Origin of the sequence: Candidatus Enterococcus murrayae (genome assembly GCF_017315985.1) — a bacterium.
Taxonomy (GTDB): domain Bacteria; phylum Bacillota; class Bacilli; order Lactobacillales; family Enterococcaceae; genus Enterococcus_A; species Enterococcus_A murrayae.
The window spans coordinates 1-16981 of the sequence record NZ_JAFLVR010000052.1 but is presented as its reverse complement, the minus strand read 5'-3'; the positions used below and the strand labels follow the sequence as shown (position 1 = coordinate 16981).

At 37.3% G+C, this 16981-nt stretch carries 16 protein-coding genes; all 16 read left to right on the top strand.

Features of this window, described 5'->3' with window-relative positions; genetic code table 11:
• Positions 1-154: 154 nt before the first annotated feature.
• The 16 genes from lepB (at position 155) to JZO85_RS18385 (ending at position 16259) form a co-directional block, all read left to right on the top strand.
• Complete coding sequence (gene lepB, locus JZO85_RS18460) at positions 155-733, top strand: signal peptidase I (RefSeq protein ID WP_207109982.1); 579 nt, start codon at positions 155-157, stop codon at positions 731-733.
• Positions 734-761: 28 nt separating this feature from the next.
• On the top strand, positions 762-1538 hold the full coding sequence (locus JZO85_RS18455; RefSeq protein WP_207109981.1) for an MFS transporter: 777 nt from the start codon (positions 762-764) through the stop codon (positions 1536-1538).
• Positions 1538-3115 (top strand): hypothetical protein, encoded by a 1578-nt coding sequence (locus tag JZO85_RS18450; RefSeq protein WP_207109980.1) that lies wholly within the window; start codon positions 1538-1540, stop codon positions 3113-3115. Before JZO85_RS18455 ends, JZO85_RS18450 begins: the two co-directional genes overlap by 1 nt.
• Positions 3116-3161: 46 nt before the next feature.
• The gene (locus JZO85_RS18445) at positions 3162-3902 is read left to right on the top strand and encodes a hypothetical protein (RefSeq protein ID WP_242550432.1); all 741 of its coding nucleotides are present in this window, start codon (positions 3162-3164) and stop codon (positions 3900-3902) included.
• 22 nt (positions 3903-3924) lie between these two features.
• Positions 3925-5028, top strand: a complete 1104-nt coding sequence (locus tag JZO85_RS18440; RefSeq protein WP_207109979.1) for a coiled-coil domain-containing protein — start codon at positions 3925-3927, stop codon at positions 5026-5028.
• A 45-nt stretch (positions 5029-5073) separates the two neighbouring features.
• Positions 5074-5868 carry a helix-turn-helix domain-containing protein gene (locus tag JZO85_RS18435; protein WP_207109978.1) on the top strand — a complete coding sequence of 265 codons (795 nt, stop codon included), beginning with the start codon at positions 5074-5076 and terminating at the stop codon, positions 5866-5868.
• Positions 5869-5947: 79 nt separating this feature from the next.
• A complete protein-coding gene (locus JZO85_RS18430) occupies positions 5948-7648 on the top strand; it encodes an immunoglobulin-like domain-containing protein (protein ID WP_207109977.1) in 1701 nt (566 codons plus the stop codon).
• Between the two features lie 93 nt (positions 7649-7741).
• The gene (locus tag JZO85_RS18425; RefSeq protein WP_207109976.1) at positions 7742-8446 is read left to right on the top strand and encodes a DUF975 family protein; all 705 of its coding nucleotides are present in this window, start codon (positions 7742-7744) and stop codon (positions 8444-8446) included.
• Between the two features lie 162 nt (positions 8447-8608).
• The gene (locus JZO85_RS18420; RefSeq protein ID WP_207109975.1) at positions 8609-9868 is read left to right on the top strand and encodes a DUF5068 domain-containing protein; all 1260 of its coding nucleotides are present in this window, start codon (positions 8609-8611) and stop codon (positions 9866-9868) included.
• A gap of 166 nt (positions 9869-10034) precedes the next feature.
• Positions 10035-10976: an oxygen-dependent tRNA uridine(34) hydroxylase TrhO gene (gene trhO / locus JZO85_RS18415; protein ID WP_207109974.1), complete on the top strand. Its 942-nt coding sequence runs from the start codon at positions 10035-10037 to the stop codon at positions 10974-10976.
• A 104-nt stretch (positions 10977-11080) separates the two neighbouring features.
• The gene (locus JZO85_RS18410) at positions 11081-11692 is read left to right on the top strand and encodes a hypothetical protein (protein WP_207109973.1); all 612 of its coding nucleotides are present in this window, start codon (positions 11081-11083) and stop codon (positions 11690-11692) included.
• Between the two features lie 169 nt (positions 11693-11861).
• Positions 11862-12566 (top strand): helix-turn-helix domain-containing protein, encoded by a 705-nt coding sequence (locus JZO85_RS18405; protein ID WP_207109972.1) that lies wholly within the window; start codon positions 11862-11864, stop codon positions 12564-12566.
• A 180-nt stretch (positions 12567-12746) separates the two neighbouring features.
• A complete protein-coding gene (locus JZO85_RS18400) occupies positions 12747-13919 on the top strand; it encodes a glycoside hydrolase family 3 N-terminal domain-containing protein (RefSeq protein ID WP_207109971.1) in 1173 nt (390 codons plus the stop codon).
• A gap of 114 nt (positions 13920-14033) precedes the next feature.
• Complete coding sequence (locus JZO85_RS18395) at positions 14034-15257, top strand: MFS transporter (RefSeq protein WP_207109970.1); 1224 nt, start codon at positions 14034-14036, stop codon at positions 15255-15257.
• A 259-nt stretch (positions 15258-15516) separates the two neighbouring features.
• Positions 15517-15855 (top strand): carboxymuconolactone decarboxylase family protein, encoded by a 339-nt coding sequence (locus JZO85_RS18390; RefSeq protein WP_207109969.1) that lies wholly within the window; start codon positions 15517-15519, stop codon positions 15853-15855.
• A gap of 92 nt (positions 15856-15947) precedes the next feature.
• Positions 15948-16259, top strand: a complete 312-nt coding sequence (locus JZO85_RS18385) for a hypothetical protein (protein WP_207109968.1) — start codon at positions 15948-15950, stop codon at positions 16257-16259.
• Positions 16260-16981: the final 722 nt, after the last annotated feature.

Here is a 16981-nt window from a genome sequence, read left to right as displayed (position 1 = left end):
GACAAGTTCAGCTTAGCAGCTTTACTTCTTGCTTCAGTAAGTTAACAAGCGTTAGTCGTAGCTAATTAATGTACGGAAAGATAAGCGACTTAAGAGTAAGACAGATTTTTCCATAGAAAATTTATTTATTAACAAAAAAGGAGCACCGTAACTTATGGCAACTGTTCGCTCACGTCAAATAAAAAAAGAAGACCATCCGCCGAAAAGATCGATCGCAAAGAGTCTAGTTCTCACTATTCTCACTCTTTTATTGCTGGTTGTCCTATTCATTTCAGGACAGCTGGTGCGCAGAGAGTATAGTTTTCACCCAATTTCAGGAACTTCTATGAGTCCGACGTTGACGGAAAAGGATATGGTTTTAGTGAAGAGACGAAATCCGATTCACCGATACGATGTAATTGCTTTTTCTGTCAAAGGAGAGGATGGAAAATTTGTGAAGCGTGTAATTGGGATGCCAGGAGACACCATGTTCATCCGCAACGATCGAATGGTCTTGAGTATTGGTGAGCAGGGGGATTTTGAAACGACGTATACCTTTCAATTATCCCCAGCAGTTGCTGAAAAATTTCAAGACTTAACGAAGATTCCTAAAGGGTTATACTTCACGACCGGCGACCATATTGATGTGTCGAAGGATAGTCGTACTTTTGGCTTTGTCTACAAAAAGGAAATCGAGGGGACTGTTCAGTTCCATCTTCCATCAGTGATCAGAAAGCAGGCGAATAGTGAATGAATAAGAAAAACCTGCTAGAGGTGAAGGAATGACGATCATACTAGGAATAATCAGTGCTGGGTTCGTTATTTTAGCTATTATTTTTGTTCTTATCCGACTACTCTTTGATTTACGATTCGCCGCAATTCAAAAGGAACCAGATCAATCACCCTTGTTTCGCCGAAAGGTTAACTACCTGAGAAAGCTTGAACAGGCGAGACACATTCGTTACTTACTACTTGTATGTTTGATGACTGGGCTTGGATTGATGCTCTTTATAGGCTCGTTTTTATTCTTAGCGGAGGATCATCAAAAATTAAAAAGTAAAAATGCTCAATTAGAGGACCGTATCAAAGGGATGGAATATCAACAGGAACAGCTTATATTAAGTATTCCATTGAAAAACTATCCGGATGAAGGAATCGGGCTCAAAGCGCATGAATGGAATAAATTAACTGCGGAAACTAAAGATTCTAAGCTTCAGAGTCAAATGGAAGCAACGATTTCCCAACAAACGATGCCTTATTTTGGTTCTATTGAGACGAGTGTTTCGTTGTCAGAACCGAAAACGATGTCTCTTCAATTGAAAGGAAGAGCAGATGATGAGGCGAGTAAAGAAACGATCCAAAAAAATATTGATCGTTTTGCAAAGGAAGCGGAAGGCATTTCCGAGCTGACCAATATTCATGTTCGGATGATTACGTCCGTTGGTAAGGAGAAAAAGGTTGTCTACAGTGTGAATTATTCTCGCGAGAACAGCGAGGGTGTTTTCAATAAAAAAAATGTATCTGAGCAGAATCTAAAGAATGACGGTGGGAAAGGCTAATGGCAGAGAATAAGAAAAAACGAAAATGGCTGTCAACGAATGCGTTGAAGGAGTTTATTAACGATATTACCGAAGAAGAATTGAGTGCAGAAGAGCTGTACAGCGAAACTAAAAATAACTCCGAGACTTCTATGATGATGGATGAGGAAGAAAACTTTATTCAGGAACAAGAAGGCCTTATCAATCTGAAAATGGATGAGGAATCTGAAAGCAAAATTGCTGTTCCACCAGCAGGGCTAGAAATTCAGGAAAATCCAGAAGAACTGGCCATGTATAAAAAGGAGACCGAATCTCATATTCAGGAGCTAGAAATAGAGAATGATGAATTGAAAGGGAAATTAGAATTCGAACGCATTCGACTAGAAGATGAGTTAAAAGAACGAGATAGGGATTGGAAAAGAAAGTTTGCCGAAATAGATGAAGAGAAGAAAGAAACAAAATTAACAGTCCAGCAGCTTCAGCAGCAGTTAAATGAAAAACAAAGAGAGTTAATTGATACAGACGAACGTGCTCAAAAAGAAAACGCGGAAAGAAAAGCAGCATCAGTAAAACTGAAAGAAGTAACTAAACAGCTTGAGGAGTACCAAAAGAATTACCTAGACACGCAAGAAGAGAATAAGAAAAAAGAAGAAAAATTAGCTCAGATTAAAGTAGATCATAAAGAAGAAATCAATCAATTTAATCAGTTGAAAAAGCAATACAACGAGTTGGAACAAGATTATCAGCAATTACATACCATCAATCAAAAGAATGAGACAAAGGTAAATGAGCTTCAAGAAGAAAATGATACATTGCTAGAGTTGCTTGATGAGAAAGAACAAGAAACCGAAGCAGAACTGACACGTCTCAGGGAAGAGAATGCCAAATACCGACAGACGATTCAGCAGTTAAAGAAACAAGTTGCTCAAAAGCTTAAAAATGCATTGGAGGAATCACACATGGATGTTGGGGAACAAGGACAATTACCAGAAGAACAAATTCAAGAAGAAACCATTGAAGAAATCGAGCAGCTCGCGGCTGAAAAAGAAGCGCTCAATAGTGCCTTGTTTGATGCCCATGAAGAGATCGCAAAGCTGGAAGAGAAGACGAGTAATTTGGAACAGTTAGAGGCTGAAAAAGAACGGCTGGCAAGTCGTTTAGCAGATGCTCAAATAGAACTAAGTAAGTTGAAAGAACAAAAAGCCAATGAAGAAAGTCTTGAATTGATTCAAGCTAAGAAACAAGTCGATGAGCTGATGGAAAAAAACGAACAGCTTAAAAAGGAAGTCATTCAGTCACAACAGGAAATCGGTGAGGTCCTGATTTCAGCGAAAAAACAAGCGAATAGAACGATTGAAGAAGCACAGACAGAAGCGAAACATCTTATCAGTTCGGCAGAATTGGAATTAGAAAATATCAGTAACCGAGCGAGAAAAATCTTGATCGAAGTCTCCGAATCAAGAAAAAATGTCCTTTCTATCTATGATGATTTGGAATTCAAGGTAGAGGCACTTTCCAACGGAACACTGTTGAAGGAGATAAAGAAAAATAAACAAGATCAGAATCGCTCCGAATATTTTGATACAACACGAAACTAAACAAAACAATAGTTGACTAAGTCGAAGAAAAGGAGATAAGCATATTTTGATCATAAACTGGATTAGTGTAGGGTTGGTCATTTTAGTATTCATTGTTTGGTTTCGCCGAATGGTTATAAAAGTACAATTACAGCGACTAAATCTACCAACGGATACATCACCATCATTTCAGCGAAAGCTGGAGTTTGTCAAGCAGACTGAACAAGAAAAGCATGTATCCGCTTTGCTCTATCTAACAATTTTTTTGGCAATGGGTCTCTTACTGACCACTTATGGATTGTTTAAGATGGAAGAACAGGTATATATAATGTCGGAACGAAGCAATCAGCTAAAGGATGAGCTTTATACATTGAAAAAGGAACAAAGGCAAATTGTTACGAAACTACCGATAAAAGAATATCCCAAAAAAGGAATTGGATTGAAAAAATATCCATGGGATGAATTATTTTCAAAAGAAAATCGTGAGAAGCAATACGAGATAGAGAGTGATTTGTCGACGAAGGTGAGTTCTTACTTCGGGCTTTCTACCACATTGATCGTATTGGATATTCCAACTCAGACACTGAATATCGCTTTAGCGGGTGACTCTGGCAGTGAAGAAAATCGTCAGCAAATCAAGGATAACATCAAGGCATTTGCTAAAGAAGCAAAAGATGTATCGAAGTTAACCCAGATCACATTCCAGATGAACTTGATGAATGACAAAAATAAGAAAAAAACGTATAGTTGTACATTTTCTCGTGAGAAAGCGGACGAAGATTTTTCATTGATCCAAGAAGATGAGTAAAGAAAGAGGAGAGGGAGTTACTATGAACGCACAACAAAAGAAAAATGGTTGGTTTTTCAATAAGAATATTATTGATGAGATTAATTCTGTTCCAGAAGAAGACATTCTATTTGAGGAAGAGCCGAACACTCTACCGGAAAAATATTCAAAAAAGCAACTTGATGAAATTGCCGAGTTGAAACGTTTGAACAGTGAGAAAGATGATCTTCTGAATAAGCTGACAAAAGAAAGTACATTAGAGAATCAGCGTTTAATGAAAGAAAACGAGAAATATAAACAGGCCTTGATTAGAACTGGCGAAGAAAAAGCCGAAAATCGTCGTCAGGTTCAAGACTTAGAGGCTGAAGTTCGACGAAATAGACAAGAAATTCAGAGTTTGCAAGACAATAAAGAGTCACGATATTTGAAAGAGCAGCTAGAAGAAGCAGAAAAAAAAGTTTCATCCTTACAGACATCATTGAAAAGTTATCAGACCTTAGAAAATGAGCTGCAAGAGGCCAAACAACAAATTCACAAATTCACTAGAGACCAAAAAGATGCCGATCTTCAATATCACGAAGCTATCCAGAAAATCGAACGAGAAATGGAGAGTGTAGTGAATGAACTTAAGGAAAAAGAAGAACAGGTCGCTCAACTGGATCAATTAATCGTGCATAAGGACCAACTAATTTTAGAAAAAGAAGAACTCGTTCAGCAATTGATCGAAGAGCAGAAACGTAAAGACTCTGTAATTGAGAGTGAACTTATTTCGCAATTGCAGCACCAAATCGCAAAATTAGAAAATGAAAATGAAGCGTTGAAGCAAGAAGCTACGCATTCCCAACATGAAATTGGGGAAGTTTTGATTTCCGCTCGGCGTCAAGCTAACCGGATGGTAGAAAAAGCTAAATTAGATGCTCAACGAATTGTCAAAGATTCTGAAGTAGAACTTCAAACAATTTATGATCGAGCCAAAGAAATTTCATGTGAAGTAGATGAGTCTCGCCAAACAATTATGAGTATCTATGAAGAGTTGAAGAGTCGTGTGGATCAATTGGCACAAAGTAATCTCCCAGATATAGAAGAAATTAAGGGACGTTACGAATACCCAAAAGTCTCTGTGATCTCACGAAAAGAGTATAAATAAGCTATTGAGAGCAAAATAATAATTATTTAGGTAGGGGAGATTACTATGAATCAAGTCTTGATTCTGACTAGAAATGTTTTAGCTGAACAAGAAATTCAACGAAAGTTGCAGGCATTGAATTATGAAGTTTATTGTTCCTCAAAAATTTTTGAAACATGCAGCCAACAACTGGATGCAAGAGAGTTCTTTAATCTTTTCCAATATGTCATTTTAAGTGAAACAATTTGTGAGGGAGAAGTAATAGAACTCATACCGATCTTAAAGAATTACCCTGTCCTTATTATTCGAAAAGTAGAATCAAATGTGACAGAAGCAGATCAACAATATTTAGAATTTGAACAACTCAATGCGATTATTTCTTCAGGAGACTCTGTTGATGAATTACGCGAATGCTTGTATAACCTGAAGAAAAACAGAAATCTAACGGAAGGTACCCAACAGAATAGCAATGTTGTTCAATTGTCAGGCAAAGTTTCACTAATTGGATCAAATTATCTTCAAGATACAGGCAGATACACTGAATCCAATCGCCGTATTATTGAGACGCTGCATCGATTATCCCAAACTGAATCAAAAATTTTATCGATTTTAATCGAAGCAGGAAATCAAATTGTTACTCGAGAAGAAATTTGTCACAAAATCTGGAAAGAAGATGTGACTAAATCACATTTGGCTTCTCTTTCCAGCACGGTAACACGAATTAAAATGAAATTTGAGCAAGCGAATTTAGAGAAAATCGCTATCCATACATTGTGGGGTAAAGGATATAGAATTAATCAGAATTTACTTAAGCATATTCAAACGGATGAACTTTACAAAAGCATTGTTTCAAATGGATAGGTTTTAAGAAAGTGTACAAATGATGATCTTATCCTCTTTTGAGGTTAGATAAATAATTATGGAATAAAGGGAGAGAAAAATGAAAAGAAGAAAATATTTGGCAACATTCACTATAGCATCGGTGTTACTACCCGCATTTCTTGCTACTCAAACGGGGACCGCTGCTGAAAATGAGACAAATTTGCATGAACAAACTCAAGCAACCGAAGCACCTGTTGCACCTGCAGCGCCAGTAGTAGAAGCTCCAGTTTCACCGCCAGAGGTATCAACACCAGTTGCTCCTGATACAGCAGCAACACCAGCGCCAGAGGTGTCAACGCCGAGCAATACTGCACCAACAGCAGAAACAACTCAAGCTAGTACACAAGTACCAGCACCTGCGGCACCTCAGCAAGAAAATGCGGTACAAGAAAAGCCAGCAGAAGTAAAACCATTAGATGTGAATCCATTTCCGCCCAATGTACCGTCAGATTCAAAGCCAGCAATCAATATCATTCCAGTTCAGTCAATACCTAAAGGAACTGCATTTGATCCGATGGCTGGAGTGAGTGCAACAGATCAAACAGATGGAGACATTACCTCAAAAGTAACGTATACAGGTACAGTTGATGTAAATGTTGTCGGCTCTTACTTACTTACTTATTCAGTCACGAACTCAAAAGGACAAACCGCAACTCAGTCTGCAAATATTAGAGTAGTCGATACAAATGTTGGTATGTACAGTATCGAACTAGCTGACTTTAGTTTACCTAAAGGAGCTGATTATGTTCAAGCTATTCGGGATCGTATTGTGGTGAAGGATGCTGATGGCACCGTTCTTCCTAACGGGCCGTTAAATATTTTAGTTTCGGGTCATCATTCAACAGATAAAGTAGGCACAATTGCTGTTGAAGTTGCCGTTCTTTCAAGTTATAACACAGTAACCAAAAAAATTGTCAATATTACAATTGTTGATAATAGTGCAGTAAGAATTGATGCGACGGATGTCACGTTAAATGTAGGCGATACTTTCGATCCTTATAGCTATGCTAAAGGCTATGAGACAGATGTCAATGGCGCAGAGACAGAATTAGGTCAAGCCGCGGATGCTTCAAGTGTCGGAATCTTTGTTTTGTCAGACAATACTGATACCTCAAAAGCAGGTACCTATCAAGTGACTTATCAAGCAAAAAGTGCTGCGGGTACTGTAGTTACAAAAACAATCAATGTAAATGTTGTAAGTGATACTAGCGATCGTTTACCTAACATTATTGTTGAAGATAAAGTGATGTATGTCGGAGACAAATTAACCAAAGAAATGATTTTGGCTTGGGCAACAACTGAAAATCCAAATGATTTTATTACTGGATTTAAAGTTGTTAATGGGAAAATTAAAGTTAAGTTCGTGGGAAGTACTTTAGTAGAGCCTGGAGTACACGAAATCATGTTTTCTGCTATAACAAATGAAGGAAAAACAGCAGAAAAATCAATGACATTGACAGTCAAAGAGAGAGAAATTCCAGCTGAAGATGACGGATCTGAAGCTAACAAGAATGAGCCAACGCAAACTATTGACTCAGCTGGAGATGTGAATAGTGAAAAGACAAGTCCTAAGGTAACAAGTAAGCTTACGACAGTGAAAACGGAACAAAAAGGTTCAGTAAAGACAGCTTCAACATTACCAAAAACGGGTGAGTCTTCAAGTAATGTGTTCCTGACATTGATTGGTTTGATTATGAGTGCAGGCGTTGGTGCATTTCTGTTTAAGAAAAAAATCACTGAAAAAAATATTAAGAATTAAAAAGTAGAGAAAACTCTACTGATATTTGCAAATTTCATATTGAGAAAAGAGGGGGATCCTTCCCCCTTTTTTATTGGGAAGGTTTAATAGGTTATGAAAACAACTACTGAATTAAAACTAGAAGCAAAAGATAATCTGAGAGGGAGATGGGGTCAGGCAATTCTTTTGAATCTTATTCCTACATTATTAATTGTAGGTGTGCTGATCTTTTCTACATTATCTGGATTAGTCTGGTATTCTACTCACGGAACAACTGCTAGCTTGGTCTCTTTTGCTACAGAGTATCAACTAGCTAATGCAGATAGAGGAATGGGTCTTTTATCTACAATTATCAGCGCATTATTTATGAGCGGAATTTCTTGGACATATTTGGATTTATTGCGAAAGGAACGGACAGCAATTGCACCATTTAAAGATGTATTTCGGGGATTTCAGGGAACTTACATTGGTGGTGTAATTCTACTGTCACTACTTTATACCATTTTCAGTTCTTTATGGATGATTCTATTTTTGATTCCAGGAATTATAAAAATTTACGCATACTCTCAATGCTATTTTATCTATTACGATCAGGTTCGACAAACGGGTGAAAAACCGAAAGTTTTAGATACAATCACGACAAGTCGCCGCATAATGAATGGTCATAAAAAACGTTTGTTTTGGTTGGATATTACTTTTATTGGCTGGTATCTCATCGTCGCCTTAACATTAGGTATTGCTGGCTTATGGGTAGCCCCTTATGTTTCTGCTACTAGAGCCGCTTTTTATAAAGATTTGCAAGAGCATACCCAAAAATAAAATTGATTTTGAGTAATAGTATTTCAAAAAAATACTATTTTTTTATGGAGTGGATAAAGTGGGGTTAGTATAAATAAATTTTAGAAAAAGATATGGGGGAGTCCATTCTTTTTTTAATTAGAAATAGGAATATCAAAAATGATTAATGAAAGAAGGGACAAAATGAAAAAGAAGGTAATACTCTCTCTTGTAGCAATCGCCTTATTAGGAATTAGCGGGTGTGGTAAACAAGAGGTTGATAGCTCAAAAACTAGTAAATCAAAGGTTTCTGTTAGTAGCTCAAAGGTAAAAGAAAGTACTACTGAAGCTAGTAGTAGCAAACAAGAAGCTCTCAAAAAAACTGAAAAAAACGACATGAGCGAAGCACAAGAATTACTGAAAGAGAACACCGAAGCAGAAAAGCTGACAACACTTTTTGGAAAAGATGAGCCTATTGTCAATGGCAATGATCAAGCCAGTTTTACTATAAATGGCTATAAATATATTAAGATCGAAAATTTTTCGCGTAATTTTCGTACTCCTTTTGGTGATCAAGTCAAAGAAGGTGGCGTATTGTTAGTCTCAGCGACTTACAAAAATAATAGCGATAAAAGCGTTTATGCTAGCCCAAGCTTTTCAATGAGTGTAGTTGGCTATGATTCTTTAGTTGGTCGCAATGCAGATCTTTTAGGAGAAGACTTAGTTAGCGAGTTAGTCAAGAAGAAAAATGAAATTAAACCGAATGAAGAAATTTCAGGATACGTAGGTTTAGCAATCAAGCCAGCTGCCATGGAAAAAATTTTAGAAACTGGAACAGCTACATTCAATCTTTCAGGGCTTTATAGCAAAGCAAATAGTTTTAATAAGGAAGATGCCATTATTGAACCCGAAAAAGAAGTCATTGCTCTATCTGACAAAGGAAGCAGCAGCAAGTCTGCCAGTTCTGAGTTTTATGAAGATAAGGCTACGAAGGACAATATGGGGACAAAAACGATGATACAAGAAAAAGAATTAGGTAAAACAGAAAAGTTTGAAGAGGTAGATGTTACTGTAGAAGGCTATCAAGTTTCTTCATTTGAACCAAATGAAGACCAAGCAGCAAGATTTAGTAAATTTGATTCTGGAGTTGTCCTACTGACAGTTAAACTCAATGTAAAAAATGAAGGGGAGGAATCGCTGGATGTCGACAGCACCTATGCCACTTTGACAATTGGTAATAAAGTCAAGATGATGAGTGAAAATATGTTGGAAGTGGATACTGGAGCAAAAAATATTGGAAAAGGAAGCAATGCTACTAAGTATTTAGTTTTCTTACTAGACAAAGAATCTTACGAAAAGCTTTACAAGAATCAAAACTATCTACTAAATGTCAATCTTTACAATGCGAAATCTGAGCGTATAACAACTAGTGACGATCTATCATTTGAGCTTTCAAATCCATAATGTAATTGTGTTCAGAGATAGAATAGTAGATTAAATCATTGTCCTCTTGTAGATTTTTTACAAGAGGATTCTTTCTTGTAACTGATTACACAAGCATCAAGTTCGAAAAAACGATTTCCATCTCCTATAGTAGTTTATGGACTATAAATGTTGGAGGAGAATCAATATGGATTATCGTGTATTACTATATTATAACTATACAAAGATCGAAGACCCGGAGGTTTTTGCTAAAGAGCACCTTGAGTTTTGTCGTAGTCTGGGGATCAAGGGACGTATCTTAGTTGCACCAGAAGGAATCAACGGCACACTTTCAGGGACAATTGAAGCGACAGATCGTTATATGGAGGTCATGTTGGGTGATGAACGTTTTAAGGACACTTATTTTAAAATGGATGAAAGCGAAGGACATGCCTTTAAGAAATTATTTGTTCGTCCACGAACAGAATTAGTGGCGCTAAATTTAGAAGAAGATGTAAATCCTCGTCAATTGACTGGTAAATACTTGGAACCGCAAGCGTTTCGCGAAGCTTTATTAGACGAAGAGACTGTCGTCATTGATGCTCGGAACGACTATGAATACGATCTAGGACACTTCCGCGGTGCGATTCGCCCAGAAATTCATAACTTCCGTGAATTGCCTGCATGGATTCGTGAGAATAAAGAGGAATTTATGGATAAAAAAATTGTGACCTATTGTACCGGCGGAATTCGCTGCGAAAAATTTTCTGGCTGGCTGTTGCGCGAAGGCTTCGAGGACGTAGCTCAGCTTCATGGAGGAATCACGGCGTATGGAAAAGATGAAGTCACACGTGGTGAGCTATGGGATGGCAAAATGTACGTTTTTGATGAGCGTATCAGTGTGGAGATCAATCAGGTGGATAAAAAGGTCATCGGTAAAGAATGGTTCGACGGTACACCTTGCGAACGCTATATCAATTGCAGCAATCCGGAATGCAATCGTCAAATGTTGGTCTCAGAAGAAAATGAAGCAAAATATTTAGGTGCATGCTCCATAGACTGCGCTAAAAATCCAAATAACCGCTACGTTAAAAAGCACCAAATGACAACAGAAGAACGAGAGGAACAGCTCGCTTTGATTGAAAACTAGTGAAACTTTTCAAAAAATTCTCACTCTATATGTCTTGACACATCGAAGGGTTTGATCTACACTAAAGTACGAATTAAGTGTCTTGACATATGTAGGAGGAGAAAATGAAAAATAATTCTGTTAGAAATTTAACGATTTCCGCATTATTGATTGGATTAGGAATTTTGATTCCGATGGTCATGCCGAAAATCGTCATTGGACCAGCATCGTTTACTTTAGCAAGCCATGTGCCTGTGTTTATCGCGATGTTCTTTTCACCATTAGTAGCACTTGCGGTCGTTCTCGGAACGACATTTGGTTTCTTTATTTCAACCACACCGATCATTGCATTACGAGCCTTTTCTCATTTGATTTTTGCTTGGATCGGAGCGAGTTATCTGCAAAAACATCCAGAGCTTGTTTTGAAGGATGGAAAATTCACTTTAGCAAATGGACGCTTCCAGGTATTCAATTTAGTGATTGGCGTTATTCATGCGGCTGCTGAGATGATTGTTGTATCAGCTTTTTACTTCATGGGGAACATGCCAGATACCTTCTATTCACAAGGCTATTTGTACACAGTCTTTATCTTGATGGGGATCGGCGGATTGATTCACAGCTTAGTGGATTTCAATATTGCGTACTTTGTTGCAGGAGCATTGTACAAACAATTTAACTTACCTATCTTTGAGAAAGCTGTTAAACAGGAAAAAGAATTGCATAAGGTAACAGTGTAAACCGTGATAATAAATCACGGTTTTTCTTTATTTAAAAATGAAAAAAGCGAAATAGTTAGGAATGTTCATAATTTTATTTAATATCATCTAAAAAAAGACCTTTTATTTGCTTAAATTTAAGTTATATTTTATTCATAGTTATTCTTGTATAGAAAATGAGGGCGAGTGGATGGTTCGAGTATTAGTTTTAACTAAAAATATTTTGGCGGAAGAAATTATAACCAATAAATTGCAGCATTTAAATTATGAAGTTTTTTGTTCTACGAGTATTTTAGATGAAATTCAAATGGATGGACGTATTCCTGAACTAGTAAATCATTTCCCAATTATTATTATTGGTGAAACAATTTCAAGTTACGAAATGGAATTGATGCTGCCGAAATTAAAGCAGCGCAGTCAGAGTATTTTGCGTGAGGTCGACCACTACCTTAGTGAAGAGGAACGAGCAGCGTTAATTGAACAAGGCTTAACTGGAGTGGTTCAAAATAGTGATTCAGTTGAAGTGTTGCGGGAGCAGTTAGCGGAAGTGGCAACCCAGTACCATGGCAGATCGTTCGAACCTGTCGCAACAGAAGAATGTGTGACTGTGGAAGAAGATAAAGGTCTTTCAGCGATGACTTTGATTAATCTATCTTCGCTTGAGCTTCAGGTATTGGAGAAGTTGCGCAGCCAACCAGGCGAGATCGTTTCGCGTGATGAGTTGTGTATGACTCTGTGGGGGAATGTTTCCCAATCAAGATTGGCTCAGCTATCTTCTTTAGTAAAAAATATCAAGCTGAAATTGGAAATTCTTGAGGTTGATCAAGAAATCATTCAAACCATTTGGGGCAAGGGGTATCGTGTTCGTAAAGATGTCGCTGTTCAAAACAAGTAAACACTGTGCCGATAAAAGTAGCGATACTTTTTATCGGCGTTTTTTTTTTGCAAAATTCGAAACGATGCGTTCTTTTTGCAAGCTATGCTAAAATATAAGCAAAGTACTGTATGGATATGAGTTTTACTCAAGCTATCTTATAAAAGAGTAGTTTTTCGATCCAATGAAGGAGCAAGAAAAGTGAAAAAAAGTATTTTAATGAGTCTGATGTTTCTATCGGCATTATTCATTTTAACCGCCTGTGGAAATACTGCGACAGACTCTTCAGAAAATAGCAGTTCGAAAAAATCTAGTGAGACAACGAAGCAAACTGAACAAACAACAGAATCGAAGAATGAGGAAATGACTGTGAAAGAAAAAGTCGATAAACTACTGGCAACAATGACTGTAGAAGAAAAGGTCGGGCAGCTCTTCATGGCACGTGTGCCCGAGCAAAATCAAGTGGCAGATATTCAAAACTACCATTTGGGCGGTTATTTACTTTTTGATCGCGACATGGAAAATAGAGGCCAAGCCGATGTAAAACAAGTGATTGAGAGTTATCAGGAAGCCAGTAAGACACCTATGTTTATTGGATCGGATGAAGAAGGCGGGATCGTTAGTCGGTTAAGCCGGAATCAAATCGTTTCCCCTGCGTTTAAAAGTCCCCAAGAGTTGTATCAAGAAAATGGTTGGGAAGGTATCACGCAGGAAATCGATCGAAAGGCACAGGTTTTTGGCGAGCTAGGGATTCAATTGGGGATGTTCCCAGATGCGGATGTATCAACAGATCCGCAATCTTTCATCTATGATCGGACAATCGGGATGGACGCAGAAGGAACCAGTCATTATGTGAAATTAAGCGTGGAGGAAATGAAGAAACAAAAGCTTGGCTCCACCTTAAAGCATTTCCCAGGATATGGTAATAATCGTGATTCGCATGTGGAGATCGTGACGGATGACCGTTCGTTAGATGAGTTGAGAAAAAGCGACTTTTTGCCTTTTGAAGCGGGAATCAGAGCAGGAGCTGACAGTATCATGGTTTCACATAATATTGTTCAAGCAATCGATGGTGATCGACCAGCCTCGATTTCAAAACCAGTGCATGATGTCATTCGTAATGAGTTAGGATTTCGAGGTGTGATCATGACGGATGATATGGATATGGCAGGATTAGCAAACTTCATTTCTCAGGAAGAAGCGGGGCTGCAGGCGCTGCAAGCAGGAAATGATATGATTTTATCCTCAAGCTACAGTACTCAGATTCCCTATATCTTGGAAGCAATCAAAAAAGGGGAGTACAGCGAAGAACAATTGGAACAATCTGTTGAGCGTTTATTGACATGGAAAGTTGAATTAGGTTTAATCAAATAAATAAAGGAGGATTTTTTATGTGTGCTTCTATGCGTTTGAGAATTGATCGAATCGCCAAATAATTAACGTTTGACGGACTTCTTGTTTGTTCAAACGACAAACAAAGGAGAAATTATGGAAAAACAACAATGGAGAAAAAAATATTTAACGATTTTATCTGGACAGACGGTTTCTTTGATTGGAAGCTCCGCTGTTCAGTTTGCCTTGATTTGGTGGCTGACCAATGAATCTAAATCAGCCATTATGCTATCTTTAGCCGGATTATCTGCCTATTTACCGCAAATCTTTTTAGGTCCTTTTGTCGGTGTTTGGCTAGATAGACTGAAGCGAAAATATGTCGTAATTTTTGCGGATCTATTTATGGGCCTAGTAGCACTTGGGCTGTCTATTTGGTTTCTCTTCGGTAATCCTGGCTATCTAGTGGTGATCGCAGCACTATTTTTACGATCATTGGCAAATGTATTCCACACGCCTTCGATTCAAGCAATCGTTCCTCTATTGGTGCCGGAAGAAGAGTTGGTCAAAGCAAATAGCTGGAATCAATTTTTACAATCGGGTGCTTTCATGCTAGGGCCGGTTCTAGGTGCGGTGATGTTTGCGGCAATGCCACTATGGGTGATTCTACTGACAGATTTGCTTGGGGCGTTGGCTGCTTGTATGACCTTATGGGTTGTAGAAGTACCAGACATTCCCCGCAGCGAAGAGAGTATGCAGCACTATCTGCAGGAGTTGAAGGATGGATTTAACGTATTTAAGGAAGATCCGCCAATGCTGGTAGTCATGTTCTTTTCCTTTTTCATCATGATCTTTTATCTGCCATTAGGAATTTTATTTCCATTAATGACGAATGTTCATTTTGAATTATCCGCATGGTTTGCTAGCGTAGTAGAATTTTCTTATGCAGCCGGCATGATGGTTAGTGCCTTTTTGATCGGAATGAAGAAGAATTGGCGAGAGAAATTGTTAGCCTCACAGCTTTCAAACATCGGTTTGGCGATCACCTTCATCGGCAGCGGCTTAGCACCGGCGAACCTAACAGGATACTGGATGTTTGTCTTCTTCTGTATTTTAATGGGCGGAGTTGGAAATTTATATAATATTCCGTTTACCTCCTACTTACAGGAGACTGTCGCACCAGAAAAGCTAGGCCGGGTCTTTTCACTGTTTGGCAGTGTGATGTCGACAGCGATGCCGATCGGCTTGTTACTAGCTGGTCCTTTGTCAGAAAAATTTGGAATCGCAAAATGGTTTCTGATCTCAGGAATTCTGACTCTATTATTCAGTCTTTTGTGTTTGGTCTTTTATCGTCGAGCAAAACTGAAAATCGAAAAAAGCTAAATATGGTGTTTGAGTGATTAATATTCACTTCAAGACTTGATCAGCGCATGTAAAATTACATCGTTGGTCAAGTTTTTTTGATTTTTTAAAATTACCAGACTTCTCTTTAGCATTTTTCTGTCGGATATCTGTATATAAGTATTCAATATGGTGAATTATTCAAGATTTTTTGTCTAATGAACAAAAATAGTTCATAAAAATTGACCAAAATAGTTATTTTAAATATACTTACTTTTTAATACATGAAAGGGGTAATGACATGATAGATTACAAGGAAGAATATACAGATTTAGCTAGAACCCAAGCCGCTTTAAGGAGAAACACTCCTGAAATGATTGGAAAGTTTCAAGAAGTAGCTAAGGAAGCATTGAAAGAGAAGCATCTACCTACAAAAACAAAAGAATTGATTGCAGTAGGAATCGCTGTTTCTGTTCGCTGTGAAAGCTGTATTTTGGGTCATGTACGGGATGCGATTAAAGCCGGAGCAACAATTGAAGAACTCTCTGAAACGATCGAAGTAGCTATCCTGATGGGTGGAGGACCTTCAACCGCCTATGGAGCAAAAGCGTTATCCATTGCGGAGCATTTGTTAGGTTAGACAGTATGAATTACTTGCTTTTTGACTGAAAATGCAAGCCTTTTCAATCAGAGGGATTGAATAATTGAAAATAAATTTTTAGGAGGTTTATCGTGAATCAAGACTTGAAAAAAGTATTGCGACATAAAAGTGGGGTGCCATTTTTAGCTGCGAAGGAAAACTGCTGGATCAATTCTGAGCGTGTTGAGCTTCCATTAGTCGCAATCAATAATGACCATTTAAAAATTTACTACTATACGTTAGAAGAGGTTGCCAAGAATCTTGAACTAGAAGTAATAGCGATTCTCAGGAATGTATCCGACGAATACGATCCGCTTTTCGACAAGATAAAACGGGCACTGGAAAAGAAAATGAATGAGGTAAAAAAAGAAATTGCTATTCGGAATATCGTCTTGGAAAAGTGATCGAAGGACAATGTAGGTTGAGTTGTTGGTAATGAATGGTTAAGAAAGTAGTGATACTCACTTTGTTTTTGTTGGAGTTTAGATGATTAAAAGATAAAAAAATACAAAGCTAATTACATAAGTGAAGTTTCACAAATTTTATTAACGAATCTAAAAAAATTCATATAAAGACAGGATAACTTTAGGTCCAATCAATTTATTTCGTGATTGGACTATCTTTATGCATAAAAATGGAGGTTTAAATATTAAGTGAATCGATAATAATTATTATTAGGTAATTCTTTTAAAAATATCAGGAAAACAGTAGGTTTAGAATTGTTTCTTGTTGAATAACAATGAAATAAAAGTTGATTTTTTAATAATAAGGATTTTTTTGTTATATATATGTATCTTTTTTTAATCTTAACAATTGACATATCAAGGCATAAATAATTAAAAAACATCCATTATGTAAATATATCGTTATATATATATTGATTTCATGTCTGCTTATAGGTATTATTGATATGCTGTTGGTTTTGATCCATAGAAATATGAGCAAGAGTAATTTATATAATTTTATTGAAAATAAAAAATTAGAGAATAAAATTTTACTGAAGCCTTCATGGGCTTTTTTTATAAAATATATGATTTTCTATTCGTTATTTATTGATATAGCTGAAGTTGCTTGTATGCAAATGAGTTGGGAGAGATGTCATGACAAAAATTTTATTGCTTTCTAA

Coding starts and splice junctions, on each gene's coding strand:
- JZO85_RS18425 (WP_207109976.1), top strand. CDS start 7,742: ATGAAAACAACTACTGAATTAAAACTAGAAGCAAAAGATAATCTGAGA.
- JZO85_RS18440 (WP_207109979.1), top strand. CDS start 3,925: ATGAACGCACAACAAAAGAAAAATGGTTGGTTTTTCAATAAGAATATT.
- trhO (WP_207109974.1), top strand. CDS start 10,035: ATGGATTATCGTGTATTACTATATTATAACTATACAAAGATCGAAGAC.
- JZO85_RS18455 (WP_207109981.1), top strand. CDS start 762: ATGACGATCATACTAGGAATAATCAGTGCTGGGTTCGTTATTTTAGCT.
- JZO85_RS18405 (WP_207109972.1), top strand. CDS start 11,862: ATGGTTCGAGTATTAGTTTTAACTAAAAATATTTTGGCGGAAGAAATT.
- JZO85_RS18390 (WP_207109969.1), top strand. CDS start 15,517: ATGATAGATTACAAGGAAGAATATACAGATTTAGCTAGAACCCAAGCC.
- JZO85_RS18395 (WP_207109970.1), top strand. CDS start 14,034: ATGGAAAAACAACAATGGAGAAAAAAATATTTAACGATTTTATCTGGA.
- lepB (WP_207109982.1), top strand. CDS start 155: ATGGCAACTGTTCGCTCACGTCAAATAAAAAAAGAAGACCATCCGCCG.
- JZO85_RS18430 (WP_207109977.1), top strand. CDS start 5,948: ATGAAAAGAAGAAAATATTTGGCAACATTCACTATAGCATCGGTGTTA.
- JZO85_RS18435 (WP_207109978.1), top strand. CDS start 5,074: ATGAATCAAGTCTTGATTCTGACTAGAAATGTTTTAGCTGAACAAGAA.
- JZO85_RS18410 (WP_207109973.1), top strand. CDS start 11,081: ATGAAAAATAATTCTGTTAGAAATTTAACGATTTCCGCATTATTGATT.
- JZO85_RS18420 (WP_207109975.1), top strand. CDS start 8,609: ATGAAAAAGAAGGTAATACTCTCTCTTGTAGCAATCGCCTTATTAGGA.
- JZO85_RS18450 (WP_207109980.1), top strand. CDS start 1,538: ATGGCAGAGAATAAGAAAAAACGAAAATGGCTGTCAACGAATGCGTTG.